The sequence below is a fragment of the Microbacterium sp. MEJ108Y genome (assembly GCF_000834175.1).
Taxonomy (GTDB): Bacteria; Actinomycetota; Actinomycetes; order Actinomycetales; family Microbacteriaceae; genus Microbacterium; species Microbacterium forte.
Map to the genome: position 1 here is coordinate 279,015 of NZ_JXQX01000038.1, position 22,184 is coordinate 301,198.

The 22,184-nt window shown below is 69.0% G+C and carries 19 protein-coding genes; 6 read left to right on the forward strand and 13 right to left on the reverse strand.

Going from position 1 to position 22,184, the window contains the following annotated elements; all coding sequences use genetic code 11:
* The 4 genes from RU09_RS16245 to RU09_RS16260 are packed head-to-tail and all read right to left on the reverse strand — an operon-like array spanning position 1 to position 3,099.
* Positions 1-618 carry a GNAT family N-acetyltransferase gene (locus RU09_RS16245; RefSeq protein ID WP_042541895.1) on the reverse strand — a complete coding sequence of 206 codons (618 nt, stop codon included), beginning with the start codon at positions 616-618 and terminating at the stop codon, positions 1-3.
* Positions 619-622: 4 nt separating this feature from the next.
* A complete protein-coding gene (locus RU09_RS16250; RefSeq protein WP_042541896.1) occupies positions 623-1,333 on the reverse strand; it encodes a uracil-DNA glycosylase in 711 nt (236 codons plus the stop codon).
* A gap of 3 nt (positions 1,334-1,336) precedes the next feature.
* Positions 1,337-2,119, reverse strand: a complete 783-nt coding sequence (locus tag RU09_RS16255) for an SDR family oxidoreductase (RefSeq protein WP_042541897.1) — start codon at positions 2,117-2,119, stop codon at positions 1,337-1,339.
* A gap of 26 nt (positions 2,120-2,145) precedes the next feature.
* The gene (locus RU09_RS16260) at positions 2,146-3,099 is read right to left on the reverse strand and encodes a DMT family transporter (protein ID WP_042541898.1); all 954 of its coding nucleotides are present in this window, start codon (positions 3,097-3,099) and stop codon (positions 2,146-2,148) included.
* Positions 3,100-3,132: 33 nt separating this feature from the next.
* Between RU09_RS16260 and RU09_RS16265 the strand changes: the two genes are divergently transcribed.
* From RU09_RS16265 to metX, 4 genes are all read left to right on the forward strand, one after another.
* Entirely contained in the window at positions 3,133-3,723 is a 591-nt protein-coding gene (locus RU09_RS16265; RefSeq protein ID WP_042541899.1) for a TetR/AcrR family transcriptional regulator, read from the forward strand.
* Positions 3,724-3,865: 142 nt separating this feature from the next.
* Positions 3,866-5,188 (forward strand): bifunctional o-acetylhomoserine/o-acetylserine sulfhydrylase, encoded by a 1,323-nt coding sequence (locus RU09_RS16270; RefSeq protein ID WP_042541900.1) that lies wholly within the window; start codon positions 3,866-3,868, stop codon positions 5,186-5,188.
* A 94-nt stretch (positions 5,189-5,282) separates the two neighbouring features.
* Positions 5,283-6,245 (forward strand): endonuclease/exonuclease/phosphatase family protein, encoded by a 963-nt coding sequence (locus RU09_RS16275; RefSeq protein WP_052493010.1) that lies wholly within the window; start codon positions 5,283-5,285, stop codon positions 6,243-6,245.
* Positions 6,246-6,329: 84 nt separating this feature from the next.
* The gene (metX, locus tag RU09_RS16280; protein WP_042541901.1) at positions 6,330-7,538 is read left to right on the forward strand and encodes a homoserine O-acetyltransferase MetX; all 1,209 of its coding nucleotides are present in this window, start codon (positions 6,330-6,332) and stop codon (positions 7,536-7,538) included.
* On the opposite strand, the gene RU09_RS16285 is transcribed toward metX, so the two are convergent.
* Genes RU09_RS16285 through RU09_RS16305 form a run of 5 tightly spaced genes read right to left on the reverse strand, consistent with a single transcriptional unit; the run spans position 7,535 to position 11,810 of the window.
* Positions 7,535-8,143 (reverse strand): NUDIX hydrolase, encoded by a 609-nt coding sequence (locus RU09_RS16285; protein WP_042541902.1) that lies wholly within the window; start codon positions 8,141-8,143, stop codon positions 7,535-7,537. The two genes, metX and RU09_RS16285, sit on opposite strands and share 4 nt — an antisense overlap.
* 28 nt (positions 8,144-8,171) lie before the next feature.
* A complete protein-coding gene (locus tag RU09_RS16290) occupies positions 8,172-9,392 on the reverse strand; it encodes an MFS transporter (RefSeq protein WP_042541903.1) in 1,221 nt (406 codons plus the stop codon).
* Positions 9,393-9,401: 9 nt separating this feature from the next.
* Entirely contained in the window at positions 9,402-9,734 is a 333-nt protein-coding gene (locus tag RU09_RS16295; RefSeq protein WP_042541904.1) for a thiamine-binding protein, read from the reverse strand.
* Between the two features lie 4 nt (positions 9,735-9,738).
* The gene (locus RU09_RS16300; RefSeq protein ID WP_231567641.1) at positions 9,739-10,977 is read right to left on the reverse strand and encodes a hypothetical protein; all 1,239 of its coding nucleotides are present in this window, start codon (positions 10,975-10,977) and stop codon (positions 9,739-9,741) included.
* Positions 10,974-11,810 (reverse strand): NAD(P)H-hydrate dehydratase, encoded by an 837-nt coding sequence (locus RU09_RS16305; protein WP_042541905.1) that lies wholly within the window; start codon positions 11,808-11,810, stop codon positions 10,974-10,976. Before RU09_RS16305 ends, RU09_RS16300 begins: the two co-directional genes overlap by 4 nt.
* Positions 11,811-11,866: 56 nt before the next feature.
* Between RU09_RS16305 and RU09_RS16310 the strand changes: the two genes are divergently transcribed.
* On the forward strand, positions 11,867-12,934 hold the full coding sequence (locus tag RU09_RS16310; protein ID WP_042541906.1) for an NADH:flavin oxidoreductase/NADH oxidase: 1,068 nt from the start codon (positions 11,867-11,869) through the stop codon (positions 12,932-12,934).
* A 63-nt stretch (positions 12,935-12,997) separates the two neighbouring features.
* Here the strand turns inward: RU09_RS16310 and RU09_RS16315 are convergent, their stop codons facing one another.
* The 3 genes from RU09_RS16315 to RU09_RS16325 all read right to left on the reverse strand — a co-directional run bounded on the left by RU09_RS16315 (position 12,998) and on the right by RU09_RS16325 (position 16,941).
* Positions 12,998-14,059: a hemolysin family protein gene (locus RU09_RS16315; protein ID WP_042541907.1), complete on the reverse strand. Its 1,062-nt coding sequence runs from the start codon at positions 14,057-14,059 to the stop codon at positions 12,998-13,000.
* On the reverse strand, positions 14,056-15,372 hold the full coding sequence (locus tag RU09_RS16320; protein ID WP_042541908.1) for a hemolysin family protein: 1,317 nt from the start codon (positions 15,370-15,372) through the stop codon (positions 14,056-14,058). The genes RU09_RS16315 and RU09_RS16320 overlap by 4 nt, the downstream gene beginning before the upstream one ends.
* A gap of 114 nt (positions 15,373-15,486) precedes the next feature.
* The gene (locus RU09_RS16325; protein WP_042541909.1) at positions 15,487-16,941 is read right to left on the reverse strand and encodes a GuaB1 family IMP dehydrogenase-related protein; all 1,455 of its coding nucleotides are present in this window, start codon (positions 16,939-16,941) and stop codon (positions 15,487-15,489) included.
* Positions 16,942-17,100: 159 nt separating this feature from the next.
* Between RU09_RS16325 and RU09_RS16330 the strand changes: the two genes are divergently transcribed.
* Positions 17,101-20,784 (forward strand): multifunctional oxoglutarate decarboxylase/oxoglutarate dehydrogenase thiamine pyrophosphate-binding subunit/dihydrolipoyllysine-residue succinyltransferase subunit, encoded by a 3,684-nt coding sequence (locus RU09_RS16330; RefSeq protein ID WP_082041176.1) that lies wholly within the window; start codon positions 17,101-17,103, stop codon positions 20,782-20,784.
* An 83-nt stretch (positions 20,785-20,867) separates the two neighbouring features.
* On the opposite strand, the gene RU09_RS16335 is transcribed toward RU09_RS16330, so the two are convergent.
* Entirely contained in the window at positions 20,868-22,166 is a 1,299-nt protein-coding gene (locus tag RU09_RS16335; protein WP_042541910.1) for a GNAT family N-acetyltransferase, read from the reverse strand.
* Positions 22,167-22,184: the final 18 nt, after the last annotated feature.

Consider the following 22,184-nt stretch of genomic DNA (forward strand, 5'->3'; position numbering starts at 1 on the left):
TCAGCGCCCGGAGCTCAAGCTGAAGAACTTCCGCCGACGGCTCGGGCGCAGGGCGCGTCGCATGTAGACGGTGCCGAGGTCGCGGCCGAACTTGTGTCCGACTCGACCCATGCGCCCGGCTTCGACGAATCCGAGCTTCGCGTGCAGACGAATCGATGCGTCTGCCTTGGTGTCGCTGATCACGGCCACCATCTCGCGGATGCCGAGCTGCTCGCATGCGTCGATGAGCGCCTGCAGCAGTGCGACCCCGAGTCCTTTGCCGCCGGCCCCCGGTCCGAGGTAGATCGAGTCCTCGACGGTGTACCGATAGGCGTTCTTGCCCGCCCACGGCTGCGCCAGCGCGTATCCGATCACGACTCCCGCCGGCGAGACCGCCACCAGGAAGGGCAGGCCCAGCTTGCTCAGCAGCGCGAACTTCTCCCGCCAATAGGGGATGCTGCTGCGCCGTTCATCGAGAGTGACGACCGAGTTGCTGACGAAATGGTTGTAGATCTCGCGCACGTACGGCAGATCGCCTGACCGTGCGGGGCGGATCGAGTACGAGAACACCTCGGGTTCCGGCTGCGGGCGCAGATGGCGCGGCAGCACACGGCGGCGATCACCGGGCTCGAACTGCATGCGATCAGCTTAGAGGGGGCTCGCCGCCGATGCGCCAGTCGACCGGGCTCGCACCGAGCCCTTCGAGAAGCGCGTTCGCCCGGGAGAACGGGCGGGAGCCGAAGAACCCCCGGCGGGCGGACAGCGGCGACGGGTGCGCTGACACGATCACAGGGGTGTCGCCGAGCAGCGGCTGGAGGTTCGCGGCGTCCTTTCCCCAGAGGATCGCGACGAGCGGCCGGTCACGGGCGACGAGAGCGCGGATCGCGAGCTCGGTGACCTGCTCCCACCCCCAGCGGCGATGGGATCCGGCCTCGCCAGGACGCACCGTCAGCACGCGGTTCAGCAACAGCACCCCCTGGTCGCTCCACGCGGTCAGGTCCCCGTGCGGCGCCGGAGGGATGCCGAGGTCGCTCTCGAGCTCGGCGTAGATGTTGCCGAGACTGCGTGGCAGGGGGCGCACGTCTCGGTCGACCGCGAAAGACAGGCCGATCGGATGCCCGGGAGTCGGATAGGGGTCCTGACCGGTGATGAGCACCTTGACGTCCGAGAGCGGGCGCTCGAACGCACGGAGCACATGATCCCCCGCGGGAAGATAGCCCCGCCCCGCAGCCTGCTCGTCGCGCAGTCGCTCGCCGAGAGCGGTGATCGTCTGCTGAGCCGGCGCCAGTGCGTCGGCCCACCCCGGATCGATGAGACCGTCATCGGCGAGCTCGGCAAGAGTTCGCGCAGTCATCGTTCAGTCGATCGGTCGCACGCGCAGCGGTCCGCGGGCGAGCAGATGATTCGCGGACTGCGCGACGGGTCGCATCGTGATGAGGTCGAGGTTCACGTGGCCGGGGGCATCCAGCGCGTAGGCGATCACGTCGGCGACGTCTTCCGCCTGCAGCGGCGCCTCGACGCCCGAGTACACGGCCTCCGCGGCGACCGAGTCGCCGCCCAGCCGGTTGAGCGTGAACTCCTCGGTGTGCACCATGCCGGGGGCGATCTCGGCGACTCGGATCGGCTCGCCGTTCAGCTCGAGTCGGAGCGCGTGCACCAGCATCGCCTGCGCGGCCTTGGCCGCGTTGTAGCCGCCTCCGCCGGGGTAGGCCACCTGTGCGGCCGTCGACGTCACGAACACGGTGTCGGCGTGCCCGTCCGCCGCGGCCGCCCGCCTCAGCAGGGGCAGGAGACCGGCGACCAGTCGCTGGCTCGAGAGCACGTTGGCGTCGTACATCCACTGCCAGTCGTCGATCGAGGCGTTCTCGACGCGGTCCGTCCCCCGTGCTCCGCCGGCGACCTGCACGAGCGCATGCACGGGCCCCGAGGCCTCGAGCTCCGTGACCAGCGCTGCCACGGCATCCGGGTCGGTCAGGTCGCACGCGATCGTCGAGGCACCCGTCTCCGCCGAGAGCGCCGCCAACCGGGACGCACGTCGTGCGACTCCGACGACTCCCCAGCCGCGCGCGCGCAGCGCACGCACCGTGGCCTGTCCGATACCCGAGCTCGCACCTGTCACGACTGCACGCCTGTTCACCATGCCTCCACCGTACGATGTTCCGGCCACTATCTCGCCTCGCGCACCGCCACGTCGCGCTTTCGGGCCGACGATGCGGTCGTCTCGGGCGATCTCGCCTCGCTTGTGAGCACCACCGCGACACCGATCCCGCACAGGATGAACCCTGCGACCGTGACGACCGTCATCGGCTCTCCCAGCAGGATGCTGCCGGCGAGTGACGTCGCCGGGGCGATCAGGAAGAGCAGAGCCTGCAACGCCGTGATCCCCACCCGCCGCAGCAACCACCAGTACAGGCCGTAGGCGGCGAGTGTCGGGAACACCGCGGTGAGCGCGACAGCGAGCCAGAACGAGGCCGACGCCGGCGGGAGCAGGGTTCCGGTCACCACCGCGATGACGAGCAGCAGCACCGCGGTCACCGTCACATGGATGGTCAGGGTGAGGAGCACGCCGCTCTTCACCGCCGACTTCCGCTGCAGCAGGGTGCCGATGATGAGGCAGACCATCGCCACGGCCGGCAGCAGATACGCCATCGCAGGCGCCTCGGAGGACCCGAACTGAGAACGCACCACGAGGAGCACGCCGACCGCTCCGATCACGAGCCCTGCCCATTGCGCACCTCGCACTCGCAGACCGAGCACTGGTCCGACGAGGACGGCCACGACGAGTGGCTGCACCGCGTCGATCAGCGCCACCGTGCCTGTGGCGATGCCGGCCGCCACGGCGCCGTAGACCGCGACACAGTATCCGAACTGCGCGAAGAGTCCGATCGTGGCCTGCGTGCGCACGTCGCGAATGTGCAGCCCCTTCGCTGCGCCCGAGAGACGGAGCACGGCGAGGAGAAGGACGGCCAGCGGCACGAACCGCCACACGAGGAGCGTGAGCGGCGACACGTCCACCGTGGCGTACGCAGGAATGATGAATCCCGAACTCCAGGTCACGATGAAGGCCACGGCGGCGGCGACAGTGACCACCGAACGAAGTAGACCGATCTGTTTACTCATGTGTCGACTATACAGACTGGTATAGTCAACTACATGACGCAGCCCGTTCCCGAGCTCGCCCCGCTCACCCCCGGAGGGCAGCGCGTTCTCGACGCCGCCTCGCGGCTCTTCTACGAACGCGGCATCCATGCGGTCGGAGTGGACACGATCGCCGAGGCGGCCGGAGTCACGAAGAAGACGCTCTACGACCGCTTCGGATCGAAGGAGGCGCTCGTCGTCTCCTACCTCCAGCACCGCGACGCTCGGTGGCGGGAGCACGTGGCCGCCCACCTCTCCCGCGTTCCCGAGCCCGGCCCTGATCGTGTGCTCGCGATCTTCGACGCCGCCATCACCTGGTCCGACGAGAACAGCCCGAAGGGATGCAGCGCGATCAACGCGCGCGCGGAGATCGGAGACGGCAACGACGACCACCCTGTGTTCCCCGAGGTGTCACGTCAGAAGGCCTGGCTGCTAGACGTGTTCGAGGAGCTCTGCGCCGAAGCGGGAATGGCCGATCCCCGTGCGATGGCGCAGGGGATGATGCTGCTGTACGAGGGTGCGATCGTGACGGTCGGGATGACGACGTTCGCCGAACCGTTCGTGATCGCGCGCATGTGGGCGGGGCGACTGCTCGGTCAGGCCTGATCCCCCGGCTCGTCGGCCCGCGGGTTCGGCCCGACTTCATTACGTCACATTTCCCACCCGCTGTTGACAGCCTCCGACATTCCGTACTGTCGCATCAACGACATCAGTCGAACCGACCTTCCAACAGTTCCAGGGGGAACACATGTCCGCACCCGAGACCTGGCGTTTCGAGACGAAGCAGATCCACTCCGGAGCCGCTCCCGACCCGGTGACCAAGGCCCGCGCAACGCCCATCTACCAGACCACGTCCTACGTGTTCGACAGTGCCGACCACGCGGCGAACCTGTTCGCTCTGGCCGAGTTCGGCAACATCTACACCCGCATCCAGAACCCGACCCAGGACGTCCTGGAGCAGCGCCTCGCGGCACTCGAGGGGGGCACCGGCGCCCTCGTCCTCGCCAGCGGTCAGGCTGCATCGACGTTCGCCGTGCTCAACATCGCCGAAGCCGGCGACCACATCGTGTCGTCGAGCTCGATCTACGGCGGCACCTACAACCTGTTCAAGTACACGCTCGCGAAGCTCGGCATCGAGGTCACGTTCGTCGAGAACCAGGACGACCCCGAGGAGTGGCGCCGCGCCATCCGCCCGAACACCAAGCTGTTCTTCGCGGAGACCATCGGCAACCCGCAGATCAACATCCTCGACATCCGCACCGTCGCAGACGTGGCGCACGAGGGCGGCGTGCCGCTGATCGTGGACAACACGATCGCGACCCCGTACCTGATCCGCCCGTTCGAGCACGGCGCCGACATCGTCGTGCACTCCGTGACGAAGTTCCTCGGCGGCCACGGCACCACCATCGGCGGCGCGATCATCGACGGCGGCACCTTCGAGTGGTCGAAGAACGTCGAGAAGTTCCCCGGGCTCACCGTGCCCGACCCCTCGTACCACGGCGCCAGCTACACCGCTGCCGTCGGCGACCCGCTCGCCTACATCATCAAGGCCCGCGTGCAGCTGCTCCGCGACCTCGGCTCGGCCATCGCACCGCAGAGCGCCTGGAACCTCATCCAGGGCATCGAGACCCTCTCGCTGCGCATCGAGCGCCACGTGCAGAACGCCCAGGAGATCGCCGAGTGGCTCGACGGCCGCGACGACGTCGCGTCGGTCAACTACTCGGGCCTGCCCTCTTCCCCCTGGTATGCCAAGGCGAACCACTACGCCCCCAAGGGCGTCGGAGCGGTGCTGTCCTTCGAGCTCAAGGGCGGCGTCGAGGCCGGTCGCGAGTTCGTGAACAGCCTGTCGCTCTTCAGCCACCTCGCGAACATCGGCGACGTGCGCTCGCTCGTGATCCACCCGGCGTCGACCACGCACGCACAGCTCACTCCCGAGCAGCAGCTCACCGCCGGCGTCACGCCCGGCCTCGTGCGCCTGTCGGTCGGCATCGAGAACATCGACGACCTCAAGGCCGACCTCGACGAGGCGCTCGGCGCGGCTCGCCGTGTGTCGGAGGCCGCTCGCGCCTGACCCTCCGTCGACGCTGCAGGTGCCCTGGGCTTCGGCTCGCGGCATCTGCTCGTTCGGGGCACGCACGGCCCGTGCACAGACAGCTCCGTCGACAATGGGAAGCCTGCCCGAGGAGCCCACGATCACCGCCACGACGAATTCGCCGACACACCGACGATCGAACGCGCGCGCGGGGCGCATCATCGCCGTCACAGGTCTCGTGGTGCTGATCATGATCGTGGGCGTCTGGATCCCCGGAGTCGTGGGAACCGCGGCCGCCGCGCTCCTTCCCTGGTGCGGCCTCGCGCTCGGAGTCCTGTCGGCGATCGCATTGATCCGCGCCCGCCGCGTCGTCCTGGTGCTGCTCGTGCCCATCCTCGTCTGGGTGCTGGCGATCGCGCCCTCCACCCCTGGTTTCGCATCGGGTGCCCCCGACGGGACGTCCACCGTCGAGATCGTCAGCCAGAACGTGCGCGCGCACTCCGGCGGCGCAGCGGAATCCGCAGCAGACCTCGCCGCCTCCGGTGCCGACGTCATCGCGCTGACGGAGCTCGATGCCGACAGCCTCGCCGCCGCCCGTGACACGCTCGCCGCCGACTACCCGCACTCCTACGCGATCGGCACGGTCGCGGTCTGGAGCCGCCTCCCCATCGCCGACGCTCAGGCGCTGTCGCTCGGTCTCGACTGGAAGCGCGCGCTGCGCGTGGTGGTGAGCGCGCCGGGTGCGGACGTCGCCGTGTACGTCATGCATGCGGCCTCCGTGCGGCCAGGAGTGCAGGACGACCGAGACGCGATGCTGTCCGGCATCGCCGATGCCGTCGCTGCAGACAGCGCCGAGTCGATCGTCGTCGTGGGCGACTTCAACGCCGCCTCCGCCGACCCGGCCCTGGCTGCCGCGCGGTCGCAGCTCGACTGGGTCCGACCGACCGACGGCACCCTCGGGTTCACCTGGCCTGCCACTTTGCCGCTCGCCAGGATCGACCACGTCTTCGTGCGCGGCCTGGCCGTGCTCGGCTCCACGACGATGCGGGCCGGAAGCAGCGACCACCTGGCGACCGTGACGACGCTCGGCTTCTGAGGCCGCGCACGGCGGATCCGCCGGCGGCACACCCGGGTGCGTAACGTGCGTCCGACGAGTCGCGTGCCAGGCGAGAATGGGAGCATGGACTGGCAGACGACCTCTGAAGACACGGTGCCCTCGGCGCCCGTGACGGAGGCCGACGTGCGTCTGCTTCGCGCACGACCACCGGCGACCGGCGCGTGGCGCGACGGAGACCCGGCGGGCGGACGCAGCTTCGCCTCGTTCGGCGCCTTCGCGACCGAGAGCGGCGCAGAGCTCCCCGGCATCCGTCTCGCGTTCGAGACGTGGGGCGAGCTGAACGACGCGCGCGACAACGCGATCCTGGTGCTCCACGCGCTCACCGGCGACAGCCACGTGCGCGGCGGCGCCGGAGCGGGGCACCCGACCGCAGGCTGGTGGGAGGACGTGACCGGGCCCGGAGGTCCGCTCGACACCGACCGGTGGTTCGTCATCGCGCCGAACATGCTCGGCGGCTGCCAGGGCTCCACGGGACCCGCCAGCATCGCGCCCTCCGGATACGAGTGGGCCTCCCGCTTCCCCTATCTGACCATCCGAGACCAGGTCGCAGCCCAGGTGCGCCTCGCAGATTCCCTCGGGATCGACACCTGGGCCGCCGTGATCGGCGGATCCATGGGCGGGATGCACGCCCTCGAATGGGCCGTCACGCACCCTGATCGCGTCGCCCGCCTCGCAGTGCTCTCCTCCCCGCCCGTCACCACTGCCGATCAGATCGCCCTGAACACGGTGCAGCTCGAGACCATCCGCATGGACCCGAGGTTCCAGGGCGGCGAGTACTACGACCTGGCCGACGGCGACGGTCCGCACCGCGGCCTGGCGCTCGCCCGACGCATGGCGCTGCTGAACTACCGCAGCCCGATCGAGCTCAACCAGCGGTTCCAGCGTTCGTGGCAGTCCGGGGTGTCTCCTCTCGGTCACGGCGGTCGCTTCGCCGTCGAGTCGTACCTCGACTTCCACGGCAACAAGTTCACCCGCCGTTTCGACGCGAACAGCTACATCACCCTCGTCGAGGCCATGAACTCGCACGACGTCGGCCGTGACCGCGGTGGCGTCGAAGAGGCGCTGCGCGCCGTGACCGCCACGACACTCGTGCTGGGGATCGACAGCGACCGGCTCTTCCCCGTCGATGGCCAGCACCGCATCGCCCGCAGCATCCCGAACACCCTCGACGGCCCCGAAGCGGTGGTGCTGACCAGCGACTTCGGTCACGATGGATTCCTCATCGAGACAGAGTCGGTCGGCAGCAATCTCCGACGGCTGCTCGCGAGCTAGCTCTCGTCGATCGTCCACGGCAGCGAACCGGTGCGCAGCCGCACACCGTCCCACTCGAAGTCCCTGCCCTGCGGCGTCTCGACCACGCGGGTCGAGAAATGCTGCGCCACCCCTCCGGAAGCGAGCACAGCATCAACCGAGGAGAATCGGCCGAGCTGGTGCAGGGTGACCCAGGTCGGAGGGAAGAGCGTCCACTCCCCCGTCGCGTGTCGCGACAGGGCTTCTGCCGGGCTCAGCCACACCACGTCGACGACTTCGTCGACCGAGAACCGCGGTTCGTCGTCAGGCGCTGAGGCCAGGAAGAACCAGGTCCGGATGCGAATGGGCGCCTCGACCGGCGGATGCCAGCGCGACAGCAGCACGGGATCGCTGATGATCAGGCCGACCTCCTCGGCTGTCTCGCGAACCGCCGCCCTGCGCGCATCGTCACTCTCATCCGCCCCCTCTCGGCGGTCGGACGGCTCCACCTTGCCGCCGGGGAACACCCAGGCCCCCGCGAACGAGCCGCGATCGGGCCGACGCATCAGCAGCACGGCGAAGCCCTCGGGCGTCGGACGCAGCAGCACGGCTGTCCCGGCGACGGGCAGATCGTCGAGGTCGGTCACAGCCTCACTCTACGAGGCGGAGCACCGCTCACGCCGCCGTGAGCACCGGTCTGCGCGCCTCTGAGCGATACGACAGCAGGGCGATCAGGAGGCCGGCGACCGCGAGCGCCGCACCCGTCCAGGACGGCGCGACGAAGCCCCATCCGGCGGCGATCACCACGCCGCCGAGGAATGCGCCGAGGCTGTTGCCGATGTTCAGCGCAGAGTGGTTCATCGCGGCGGCGATCGACTGGTTGTCTCCGGCGACATCCATCAGCCGGGTCTGGATCGTCGGGCTCAGCACCGAAGACACGAAGCCGACCACGAACACGAGCAGCGCGAGGGTGACGATCCAGAATGCGAGCACGGCGAGGAGGGCGAAGACCACAGCCATCGCGGCAAGTCCGAAGAGCAGCGTGCGTCGCAGGTCGATGTCCGCGAGATGTCCGCCGACGAGGTTGCCCGCTGTCATCCCGAGCCCCATCAGCACCAGCACGATCGGCACCGCCCACTCGGGCGAGCCGGCCACCTCGGTCACCAGCGGCGCGATGTAGCTGTAGACCGCGAAGAAGCCGCCGAAGCCGATCGCGCCGACACCGAGGGTGAACCAGACCTGGGGAATGCGGAAGACGCCGAGCTCCTCGCGCATGGTCCGCCCGGGCGAGCCGGGATGTGCGGGCACGAAGAACGCGATGCACACCGTCGCCAGGGCGAAGACGAGCGTCACGACCGCGAAGGCCGCCCGCCATCCCCAGAGCTGACCGAGGAAGGTTCCCAGCGGCACTCCCACCACGTTCGCCACGGTCAGACCTGTGAGGATGAAGGCGACGCCCTTGGCGCGGTTGCCCGGCCCCATGACGTCCGCCGCGACCAGGGCGCCGATGCCGAAGTAGGCACCGTGCGGCAGACCGGCGAGGAACCGTGACGCACCCACGAGTTCGAAGGTCGGCAGGAACACCGTGAGCGCGTTGAACACGGTCAGCGCCAGCGCCAGGCCGATCATGACCCGGTGCCGGGGGTAGCGGGCGACGAACCCGGCGATCGTCGGAGCACCGACGACCACGCCGAGCGCGTAGAGCGAGATCAGCCACCCTGCCTGGCTCAGCGCGTCTTCAGGGCTGGAGGCCCACAGCGTGGGCAGCAGCTCGTCGGCGATGTTGGGCAGCAGGCCCATGACGACGAATTCGGTCATGCCGATGCCGAAGCTGCCTATGGCGAGGGAGAGGAGCGCCCACTTCGCCGCACCCCTCGATTCAGTCGAGGGATTCACCCGTCGAGTCTACGGGGTGTCCGCGTCGTCGATCGCCGCCTCGAGCCGCTCGATCTTCGCGTCGAGCTCTCCGGTGTAGCCGGGACGGATATCGGCCTTGAGCACGAGCGACACCCGCGAGCCGAAGGGCATCACGGCTTCGGTGGCGCGCTTGACGACATCCATCACCGAGTCCCAGTCCGGGCCCTCGATCTCGGTGAACATGCTGGTCGTGCGGTGCGGCAGGCCCGACTCCCGCACGACGCGGACGGCGGCGGCGACCGCATCGTGGACCGACGCGTCGGAGCGCTCGGCGCCGTCGGAGGGGACGCCGCTCGGTGCGACGGAGAAGGCGATCAGCATGGTTTCACTCCCGGGTGGTGGACGAACGATGGGCGGGCACGCGGACGAGGGCGCGGATGCCGACGGCGAGGAGCACGACGAGCACGATGTTGCGCAGAGTCAGGATGGCGACGGGCAGCGTCTCTGCACGCAGCAGCGCGTCGTAGCTCAGCGGATAGATCAGGCAGGTGAGCGCGCACAGCGCGAGCACGAGCAGCGCAGGCGCGGCCGCTCGCGTGCGGTCGAGAACGAGCCAGAGGACGGCCGGAGCGATAAGCCACGTCTGGAACTGCGGAGAGCCGACCTTGTTCGCGACGATCAGGGTCGTCACGAGACTCAACACGAGCGGAGGGAACAGCCGTGCGAAGGATGCCCCGCGTGATGCCTTCAGCGCGCCGATGACGGTGATCAGGACGACGAAGACAGCCATCAGGGGTGTGAGCACAGCACTCACGGCATCCGCGCCCTGCGCGCTGATCTGGAAGGTCAGGATGTCGAAGCTGTACTCGATGCGGGCGGCCCCGGCGATCGCGAGCCACAGGAACGGGGTCGCGGCCACTGCCTCGATCTGCAGACCGCGGCCGGTCTGCTCTGTCAGGAATCCGAAGATCTCGGCATCGGCTCCGAAGGCGACCAGCACGACGACGACGGCTGCCGATACGGCTGCGGCGGTGAGCAGAACGCGCATCCGGCTCCGGGCTGCCACGACGGCTGCGACCAGCAGCGCGCCCGGCCAGATCTTGATCCAGGCGCCGATCGCCAGCAGCGCTGCCGCGGCAGCCGGGCGGCGAACCAGCCAGAGTCCGCCGATCACCGCGAGCGGCACCGTGATCGCGTCGATGCGGTACATCGCGATCGGTCCCAGCAGGAGCAGGGCGGTGATCCAGAACCAGGCGGCCATCCGCCGAGGCTGCGACGACGAACGCCCGACGAGCACCGCGAAGGCGATCGCATCGAGCACCGTGACGAGCACCGCCCACGCGATCAGATACGCCCCGGAGGCCCCCATCACCGCGATGAGCGGTGTCGACAGGATCTTCGCGAGCAGCATGGGCACGAGCGCGAGCTGCGGATAGACCCACGTCTCGGTGACTCCGACGATCGCCCCACCCGACAGCGCCGCCGACGACCACGGTTCGTACACGAGCACCACGTCGCCCATCGGCTGGCTCGGATACAGCCAGCCGGCGACCGCCGTGAAGAGGTGCACGAGTCCGAACGCGCTCCACAGCGTGACGAGACGCATCGAGATGGTGCGACTCACGCGACGACGTCCGAGAATGCGCGAGGCAGCGCCTCTGCGACATCGAGCGCCACGATCGGATGTCCCGTCGCGCGGCCATCCGCGCCCGTACCAGCCGCGAGGACACCGGCATGACCATGCAACCACGCGGCCGCGGCTGCGACCTCAGCCAGCGGTGCGTCGGCGTTCGCGGCGAGGAGCGCCCCGAGCACGCCGCCCAGCACATCGCCGGTGCCTGCCGTCGCGAGCCAGCCGGTGCCCGCCTCCACCCGGATCAGGAGTCCGTCCGGATCCGCGATCAGCGTCTGTGCGCCCTTGAGCAGCACGACGGCGCCGAGGTCGTGCGCCACCCGGGCGACGGCGTCGGCGCGGTCGTCACGGGTGCCGTATCCGAGCTGATCCTGCAGGCGCTCGAACTCACGGCCGTGCGGCGTCAGCACGCGCGGGGCACGACTCCCTCGCGCCAGGTCGAGCGCCCCCGCGTCGACGACCACCGGCACCTGCCCGTCGAGCAGGTCGCGCAGCTCGCGCTCCGTCTCGGGGCTCCTGCTCGCGGCATCCGTCCCTGATCCGATCACCCAGGCGCCGACGCGTGCACCCGCGATGCTCGGGCTGACCACGGTCTCGGGGCGTCGTGCGATCACGGCATCCGCGGCTCGGCCGTCGCCGACGTAGCGCACGAAGCCCGCCCCGGCGCGCCACGCCGCCTCGACACCGAGCACCGCGGCACCCGGATAGGCGGACGATCCGGTGCGCAGGCCGACGACGCCCCGGGAGTACTTGTCGTCATCCGCGCCTGGCGCGCGCAGGAAGCGTGCGGTGTCTTCGCGGGACCAGTCACGTGCGTCGGGCATGACTCCACGTTAGTGCGGCGGCCCGCACCGCCCCACCCGGCCGGTAGCGTCGAGGGGTGAGCATTCTCTTCTCCCCGCTGAGCATCCGTTCCGTCACGTTCCGCAACCGGCTCTGGGTGTCTCCCATGTGCATGTACAGCGCGATCGACGGCGTCGTCCAGGAATGGCACCACACCCACCTCGCCCAGTTCGCCTCCGGCGGAGCCGGTCTGATCGTCGCCGAGGCGACAGCCGTCGTCCCCGAGGGCCGCATCTCACCACGGGATGCCGGCCTCTGGAACGACGAGCAGCGCGACGCGTGGGTGCCGGTCGTCGAGGCGATCCATTCACGTGGCGCGGTCGCGGGCATCCAGCTCGCGCACGCCGGCCGCAAGGCGTCGACCTGGTGGCCCTGGGCCGACGCGCGCGGATCGGTACCGGCGGCGGACGGCGGATGGACGACCACCGCGCCCTCCGACATCGCCTTCGATGGCTTCGCGGAGCCTGCGGCGCTCGACCGGGACGGCATCGACGCCGTCGTCGAAGGGTTCGCGAGCGCGACCCGCCGTGCCCTCGACGCCGGCTTCGACGTGCTCGAGGTGCACGGTGCGCACGGATACCTGCTGCACCAGTTCCTCTCTCCGCTCTCGAATCTGCGAGACGACGAGTACGGCGGCTCTCTCGAGAACCGCGCTCGACTGCTCCTCCGGGTGGTGGGCGCGATCCGCGAGGTCGCCGGAGACGGGGTGCCCGTCTTCGTGCGCATCTCGGCGACCGATCATGCCGAGGGCGGATTCACCCCCGACGAGGCGGCGATCGTGAGCGGCTGGGCGACCGAGCACGGAGCCGACCTCATCGATGTCTCCAGCGGCGGGCTCGTGGCGCACCAGCAGATCAGCGTGTTCCCCGGATACCAGGTGCCGCTGGCCGAGAACGTGCGCCAGGGCGGACGCATCCCCGTGTCGGCGGTCGGACTGATCACCGCCGCCGAACAGGCCGAGCAGGTGCTCGCCGACGGTGCGGCCGATGCGATCTTCGCGGGTCGCGAGTGGCTGCGCGACCCGCACTTCGCGCTCAGGGCCGCCCATGAGCTCGGCGCCGAGATCACCTGGCCGCCGCAGTACGAGCGGGCGCGCTGGCGCTGATCGCCACCCCGCACAGAAGCCCCCGGGTCCGCATGGACTCGGGGGCTTCTCGGTGACCGCGGGTCAGTGTCCGCGGATGCGACGGGTCGCGTCCTGCACCTCGCCCACGAGCTCCTCGAGGATGTCCTCGAGGAAGAGCACGGCAGTCGTGCGCCCCTGGGAGTCCCGCACCTTCGCCAGGTGACGCCCTGCTCGGCGCATCACGGCGAGAGCGTCCTCCAGATCGGTGTCCTCCTGCACCGGGACCATATGGTTGATGCGCTTCGAGGGCAGCGGCTCGACCAGCTTCTCGGCAGCGCCGGGTCCATCGGACGCCCGCAGGATGTCCTTGAGGTGGACGTATCCGACAGGGGTTCCCTCGTCGTCGACGATCACGTAGCGGGAGAACCCGTAGCGGGCGACGGCCTTCTCGACGTCATCCGGAGTCGCCGACTGCGGAAGCGTCACGAGATCGCTGAGCGGAACAGCCACATCGCGAGCCTTCTTGTCGGTGAACTCCACGGCTGCCGCCACAGTGCCCGCCGTGTCGGTGAGCACGCCCTCTCGCCGGGACTGATCGACGATCGTCGCGACCTCGTCGAGCGTGAACGTCGATGCGGCCTCGTTCTTCGGCTCGACCCGGAACAGCCGGAGCACGCCGTTGGCCGCCGCGTTCAGCAGCCAGATCACCGGCATGAAGATCTTCGACACCATCACGAGGGGCGGCGCAAGGATGAGCACCGCGCGCTCCGGCACCGAGAACGCGAGGTTCTTCGGCACCATCTCGCCGAACACCACGTGCAGGAACGACACGATCAGCAGAGCGATCGCGAACGACACGGCATCGACGACGCCGTCCGACCAGCCGAGCGCGTGCAGCGGCACGGCGAGCAGGTGATGGATCGCGGGTTCGGAGACGTTCAGGATCAGCAGCGAGCAGATCGTGATGCCCAGCTGCGAGGTCGCGAGCATGAGCGTCGCGTGCTCCATCGCGAAGAGCGCGGTCTTGGCGGCGCGCGACCCGCGGTCGGCCTTGGGCTCGATCTGCGACCGGCGCGCGGAGATCACCGCGAACTCGGCGCCGACGAAGAACGCGTTCGCCACGAGCAGCACGACCAGCCAGGCCAGTCCTCCCCAGTCGTTCATCGTCCGACCACCTCTGCGGGAAGATCCTGATTCGGGACGTAGCGGATGCGGTCGACACGACGACCGTCCATGCGGACCACCTGGAGCTTGCCCGTGTCGAGGTCGACCTCGTCACCCACCGACGGCACGCGCTCGAGGACGCTCATGACGTAGCCGGCCACGGTGTCGTACACGTCACCCTCCGGAACCTCCACTCCCGCTCTGCGTCGCAACTCGTCCGGCCGCAGCTCTCCGGGGAAGGTGATGCCGTCTCGCCCGCGGACGACTCCGGCGCGCGTGCGGTCGTGCTCGTCCGAGACCTCGCCCACGAGCTCCTCCACCAGGTCCTCCAGCGTGACGAGACCGGCGGTGCCGCCGTACTCGTCGACCACGACGGCCAGCTGGTATCCGCGGGCTCTGAGCTCGGAGATGAGCGCGTCGACGTGCACCGTCTCGGGGACACGGAGCGGATCGGTCGAGAGCGCGCCGACCGGCACCTCGCCTCGTCGATCACGCGGGACGGAGATCGCGGCCTTCAGGTGCACGACACCCGTGATGTCGTCGAGGTCGTCGTCGTACACGGGGAAGCGGCTGTGTCCCGTGCGGCGGGCGAGCTGGATGACGTCGTCGGCCGAGTCGCCGACCGCGAGGGCGTGCATGCTCGGACGAGCCGTCATCACGTCGGCGGCCGTCAGGCGGGAGAACGTCAGCGTCCGATCGAGCAGGCTCGCGGTGTCGGCTTCGAGCAGTCCGGCACTCGCCGAGCGACGCACGAGAGAAGAGAGCTCCTCGGCGCTGCGCGCACCGGACAGCTCTTCCTTCGGCTCGATGCCCATGCTCCGAAGGACCCCGTTCGCACTGCCGTTGAGCACCACGACGGCCGGCTTGAAGACGGTCGTGAACGCGACCTGGAACGGCATGACGAGCTTCGCGGTCGCGAGCGGCAGCGCCAGGGCGAAGTTCTTGGGCACCAGCTCCCCGAGGATCATCGACAGCACGGTGGCGACCAGCATGGCGACGATCGTCGCGATCGGACCGACGGCCGCCTCAGGGATGCTCCAGGCGACGAGGGTCGGGCCGAGGAGGTTGGAGAGCGCCGGCTCCATCGTGTACCCGGTCAGGAGCGTCGTCAGGGTGATGCCCAGCTGAGCGGACGACAGATGGGTCGAGGTGTGCTTGAGGGCGCTGATGGTCAGCGACAGGCGGGATTCGCCGCGGGACTGACGGGCCTCGAGATCGGCGCGGTCGAGATTGACCAGGGCGAACTCGCTCGCGACGAACAGCCCGGTGCCCACGGTGAGCAGAAGCCCCACGCCCAAGAGGATGTAGTCCATCAGTCGTTCCTCCCGAGACGGGGAGGCAGGCAATGGGGCGATGTACTACAACTGGGAGGGTCGTCCATGGTGTCCACGATTCTACGGGATCGCAGTGGGTCGGAGCGCGAACGACTACCAGCTGACCGGGAGGGCCTTGCCCTCTTCGTATCCGGCGGCGGACTGCAGCCCGACGAGCGCCCGTTCATGGAACTCGGGCACCGACGATGCCCCGGCATAGGTGAACGACGAGCGCACGCCCGATGTGATCATGTCGAGCAGGTCCTCGAGTCCTGGGCGCAGCGGGTCGAGGTAGATCTTCGAGGACGAGATCCCCTCTGCGAACAGCTCCTTGCGGGCACGCTCATACGCATCGAGACGGCCGAACCGAGCCTGAACCGCCTTGGTGGAGGCCATGCCCCAGGATTCCTTGTAGATGCGGCCCTCGGCGTCGCTCTGCAACTCGCCCGGCGCCTCGATCGTCCCCGCGAACCAGGAGCCGACCATCACGGACGCGGCGCCCGCGGCGAGCGCGAGCGCCACGTCGCGCGGATACCGCACTCCCCCGTCCGCCCAGACGTGAGCGCCGAGCTCCCGGGCGGCCTGGGCCGTCTCGAGAACAGCGGAGAACTGCGGGCGGCCGACGGCCGTCATCATGCGCGTCGTGCACATCGCGCCCGGCCCCACGCCGACCTTGAGGATGGAGGCGCCGGCCTCGACGAGGTCCTTGACGCCGTCGGCGGTGACGATGTTGCCGGCCACGATCGGGATGCCGAGATTCAGTGCGGCGACGGCGCTCAGCGCGCGCAGCATCCCCTCCTGGTGTCCGTGCGCCGTGTCCACCACGAGCACATCGACGCCGGCGTCGGCGAGGGCCTTCGCCTTGGACGCGACGTCTCCGTTGATGCCCACCGCCGCCGCGACGGCGAGGCGGCCGTCGCCGTCCGTCGCCGAGCGATACAGCGTCGACCGCAGGGCACTGCGCGCGCTGAGCGTTCCGACGAGGTGCCCGTGGTGCGTGATCGTGACCATGTCGACGCCCGCGTCGGTGATCACGTCGAAGGCATGACGCTCTGATCCGATGTCATCCGCGTCGAGAGACGGCGTGCCGGCGTGCACCAGATCGCCCAGCTGTGCATCCGGGAGCGCAGTGGCCAGCCGCGTCGCCGGCAGGACACCGAGAATGCGCTCGGCATCGTACGGAGCTCCGCCCGTGGCCACGACGATGCCGTGACCTGCGGTGGCAGGCATCAGCCGGAGTGCGTCCGACACCGATGCCTCGGGAGGCAGCACGATCGGCGTGTCCCACAGCACCGGCTGCGCCTTGACGTCGCGGATCGCAGCATCGAGACCCTGCAACGGCATGTCCTGAGGGAGCACTCCGAGTCCGCCACGCCGCGCGAGCACCGCCGCGAGCCGGGGGCCGGTCACGGAGTTCATGTTCGAGGCCACGATGGGCAGGGTGGCCGGGGTGCCGTCCTGCGGGGCCAGATCGACCTGCAGACGGCTGGTGACGGCGGATCGTCGCGGCACGAGGAACACGTCGGAATAGGTCAGATCGACTGTGGGTGACTCACCGGAGAACTCCATACCCCCACGGTACTCAGATAGCGGCGTCGAGGGCGCATGCCTTCGACGAATGCGCGAGGAAACACGTTAGGCTTGGAAGTCGAGAGTGTGCGGGCCCGGACGCATCACGCGTCCTGCTGTGCATACGTGGACTTCAGCGATGAAAGAGGGCGATCGAGCGTGTCGAACCAGGTGACCGGCGTCGGGGGCGACGGGGGGTTCGGAGCCAATTCCTGGCTCGTGGAAGAGCTCTACGAGCAGTACAAGGTGAACCGCGACTCCGTCGACAAGGAGTGGTGGCCCATCCTCGAGAAGTACCAGTCGGATGCCGCGACCGGCACCGCGGCTCCCGCACCCGCTGCCGAGCAGCCCGCGCATCCGGTGACAGCCCCCATCCCCGTCATCGGCGCACAGCCCGTGGCGCGGACCACGACCAAGCCTGCCGCCGCGGCGCCGATTCCGGCGCAGGCCCCGAAGCCCGCGGCGAAGGCCGAGGCACCGGAGTCGGCGGATCCCGTCGAGGAGGACAAGGTCACGCCGCTCCGCGGTCTGCCCAAGACCCTCGCCGCGAACATGGACGAGTCCCTGACCGTCCCCACCGCGACCAGCGTCCGCACGGTGCCCGCGAAGCTGATGATCGACAACCGCATCGTCATCAACAACCACATGGCGCGCACCCGCGGCGGCAAGATCAGCTTCACCCACCTCATCGGCTGGGCGCTCATCCGCACGCTCGACGAGTTCCGCAGCCAGAACGTCTTCTACGCCGAGATCGACGGCAAGCCCTCGGTCGTGGCACCGGCGCACGTCAACCTCGGCATCGCGATCGACCTGCCGAAGCCCGACGGCACGCGCGCACTCATGGTCCCCAGCATCAAGCGCGCCGACACGCTGACGTTCAGCGAGTACCTCGTCGCCTACGAGGACCTCGTCACGCGCGCCCGCAACAACAAGCTGACGGCCGCAGACTTCCAGGGCACGACGGTGTCGCTGACCAACCCCGGCGGCATCGGCACCGTGCACTCCGTCCCCCGCCTCATGAAGGGGCAGGGATGCATCATCGGCGCCGGTGCGCTCGAGTACCCGGCGGAGTTCCAGGGAGCGAGCGAGAAGACGCTCAACGAGCTCGCGATCGGCAAGACCATCACGCTGACGAGCACGTACGACCACCGCGTCATCCAGGGCGCCGGCTCTGGCGAGTTCCTCAAGAAGGTGCACGAGCTGCTGATCGGGCAGCGCGGCTTCTACGACGACATCTTCGCTGCTCTCCGCATCCCGTACTCGCCGATCCGCTGGAACCCCGACATCGCGGTCGACCTCGCCGAGCGCGTCGACAAGCAGTCCCGCGTGCAGGAGCTCATCAACTCGTTCCGGGTGCGCGGACACCTGATGGCCGACATCGACCCGCTCGAGTACGTCCAGCGCTCGCACCCCGACCTCGAGATCGAGAGCCACGGCCTCACCTTCTGGGACCTCGACCGCGAGTTCGTCACCGGCGGGTTCGGCGGCCGACGGGTCGCGAAGCTCCGTGACATCCTCGGCGTCCTGCGCGACTCGTACTGCCGCACGCTCGGCATCGAGTACATGCACATCCAGGACCCGGAGCAGCGTCGCTGGTTCCAGGAGAAGGTCGAGGTCAAGTACCAGAAGCCCGGCCATGACGAGCAGCTGCGGGTCCTCCGCAAGCTCAACGAGGCCGAGGCCTTCGAGACTTTCCTGCAGACCAAGTTCGTCGGTCAGAAGCGATTCTCGCTCGAGGGCGGCGAGTCGCTCGTCCCGCTGCTCGACGAGATCCTCCAGGGTGCGGCCACCTCCGGCCTCGAGGGCGCAGCGATCGGCATGGCGCACCGCGGCCGCCTGAACGTGCTGACCAACATCGCCGGCAAGACCTACGGCCACGTGTTCCAGGAGTTCGAGGGCACGCAGACCCCCGGCAACCAGCGCGGCTCCGGCGATGTGAAGTACCACCTCGGCACCGAGGGCACCTTCGTCGCCGACGACGGATCCGAGCTCCCGGTCTACCTCGCCGCGAACCCGTCTCACCTCGAGACCGTCGACGGCGTCCTCGAGGGCATCGTCCGCGCCAAGCAGGACCGCAAGCCGATCGGCACGTTCGCCTGGCTGCCGATCCTGGTGCACGGCGACGCGGCGTTCGCCGGGCAAGGTGTGGTCGTCGAGACTCTGCAGATGTCTCAGCTGCGCGGATACCGCACCGGCGGCACGATCCACGTCGTCGTCAACAACCAGGTCGGCTTCACCACCCTCCCCAACGATTCGCGCAGCTCGGTGTATTCGACGGATGTCGCGAAGACGATCCAGGCGCCGGTGTTCCATGTGAACGGCGACGACCCAGAAGCCGTCATCCACGTCGCGCAGCTCGCTTTCGAGTACCGCGAGCGGTTCCACCGCGACGTCGTCATCGACCTCGTCTGCTACCGACGCCGCGGGCACAACGAGGGAGACGACCCCTCGATGACGCAGCCGCTGATGACGGATCTGATCCAGGCGAAGCGCTCGGTGCGCAAGCTCTACACCGAGTCGCTCGTCGGTCGCGGCGACATCACCGAAGAGGAGTACGACGAGGCCAAGGCGGACTTCCAGAACCGCCTGGAGATCGCGTTCGCCGAGACCCACGCTGCAGAGACCGGCGCCAACCCGGTCGCTCAGGACCTGCCTCCGGCTGACGAGCAGGTCGGCGCCCCGGAGATCACCGGAGTCTCGAACGAGGTCATCCAGCTCATCGGCGACGCGTTCGTGAACAAGCCCGAGGGCTTCACCGTTCACCCGAAGCTCCAGCAGCAGCTCGAGAAGCGTCTCGACATGAGCCGCAACGGCAACATCGACTGGGGCTTCGGCGAGCTGCTCGCCTTCGGTTCGCTCCTCGTCGAGGGCACGCCCGTGCGGCTCGCGGGGCAGGACTCGCGGCGCGGCACGTTCGTGCAGCGTCACGCGACACTGCACGACCGCGCGAACGGCCAGGAGTGGCTGCCGCTGTCGAACCTGTCAGACTCCCAGGGGCGCTTCTTCGTCTACGACTCGCTCCTGAGCGAGTACGCCGCGCTCGGCTTCGAGTACGGCTACTCGGTCGAGGCTCCAGAGGCACTCGTGCTGTGGGAAGCCCAGTTCGGCGACTTCGTGAACGGCGCCCAGTCGGTCATCGACGAGTACATCTCGGCGGCCGAGCAGAAGTGGGGACAGCAGTCCAGCGTCACCCTGCTCCTCCCCCACGGCTACGAGGGCCAGGGACCGGACCACTCGTCGTCGCGCATCGAGCGCTTCCTGCAGATGTGCGCGCAGGACAACATGATCGTCTCGCGCCCCTCGACGCCCGCGTCGTACTTCCACCTGCTGCGCCGTCAGGCCTACGCCCGTCCGCGCAAGCCGCTCATCGTCTTCACCCCGAAGGCCATGCTGCGCCTGCGGGGTGCGACGAGCCCTGTCGAGGCCTTCACCCAGGGCCGCTTCGAGCCCGTGCTCGACGACAACCGCGGTCTCGACCGCAACGCGGTGAAGCGCGTGCTCGTGCACTCGGGCAAGGTCCACTGGGATCTCAAGGCCGAGCTCGACAAGAACCCGAACCCCGAGATCGCGCTGGTCAGGCTCGAGCAGCTGTACCCGACGCCGATCGACGGTCTGAAGGCCATCACCGACTCGTACCCGAACGCCGAGCTGGTGTGGGTGCAGGAAGAGCCGGAGAACCAGGGGGCATGGCCGTTCCTTGCTCTCGCATTCGCCGATGTGCCCGGTGACCGCAGCTTCCGCCCGGTGTCGCGTCCCGCGTCGGCATCGCCGGCGACCGGCTCGTCGAAGGTGCACGCGGCCGAACAGGCGAAGCTCCTGCGAGACGCTCTCACCATCAGCTGACGGCTGTCGGATAAAACGGAGAGGGGCTCACGGCGATGCCGTGAGCCCCTCTCCGTGCAGTCCGTCGTCGCGGCGGGCGGCGCTCAGTACCAGATGCCCAGGAGCGGGGCATCTGCTGTGCGGAACGCATCGTCGAGCGCTGCCGCCGTCTCCGTCGATGCATGCAGACGGCCGGCCGCGCGGAGCCGAACAGCGCTGACCCCGCCCGCGTAGATCGACGAGAGAGCCCCCACGCCGAGAATGACGTCGGCCTCTGCGCCGTCGTCGACCCGTGCGACATCCGCCGTACCGTCGGCACCCGAGGTCAGTCGCCACGAGCCTTCGGCGAAACCGAGAGGATCTTCGACTCGGAACACCACATCGAGGGGCGCTCGATACGTGCGGGCGCTGAGCGCAGCGGGCACGTCGAGGAGGCGCAGCCACCCGTGATCGTGAGGGGTGAGGTCCACGCCTCGCTGGTCGGTGACGAGCCAGGTGATCGGATCGTCGATCGGGCGCAGGTCGACCACGACCTTCGACACCAGGTCGTGCTGCAGAGCGAATCTCCAGAGCGCGGCCAGGGCATCCGTCGTGGTCGAGGTCAGGTGGTGGATCTCCATGTCCGCGCGAAAACTCCCCGCGACCTCCTTGAGCGTGTACGCCATCGCACCCCGGACTGCTCCGTCGGCGTCGACGTAACGCACACCTCGAACGGCCCGTGGAGCGGTGTGTCCCACCGACAGCCCGGCGATCCGCTCCCAACGCGCGTCCCACCCGGCGATCTGCCCCGAACGCTGGGTTCGCGCCTGCTCATGCAGAGCGGACAGGTCCTTCTGAAGCGTCTGGCGCTCGACGTACTCGACGCGGCCATCGGTCGCCGGGCCGTTCCATCCCGCCCTCGGCGCGTCGATCGACACCTTGGCTGCGGGGATCGCCGAAGCGAACCCGTACCGCTCGTAGATCGTCGCCTCAGAGACGGTGAGGCCGGCGACAGCGACACCCGCGCCTGCGGCGGCACGCAGCTCGCCTTCGAGCAGGTTCCGCGCGATGCCGCGGCGACGATGAGTGCCTGAGACCGTGACAGCGCTGATCGCCCACATCCCCACCTCGCCGCCGGGCACGGTCAGCGGAGTCACCCACGAGTTGACCGTGGCGACCGGGAAGGCGCCGTCAGGGGCATTCTCCTCGAACACGCCGACGTTGCGCCGCGCCGCGAGAAGTGCGCGGTCTGCGGCGATCTGCTCTGGCGTGGGATCGGCATCGAGGAACCCCCGCGCCTCTGCCCGCAGGAAAGCCTCGGTGTCCGCATCCGAGCCGTTGTCGACGAGTCGGTAGACGAGATTCTTCGCGGCCAGGCGCGCAGCGGACACGGGATCAACGGGGACGGTAAGCGCGTCGGTCATTCCTCCACCCTATGGGAG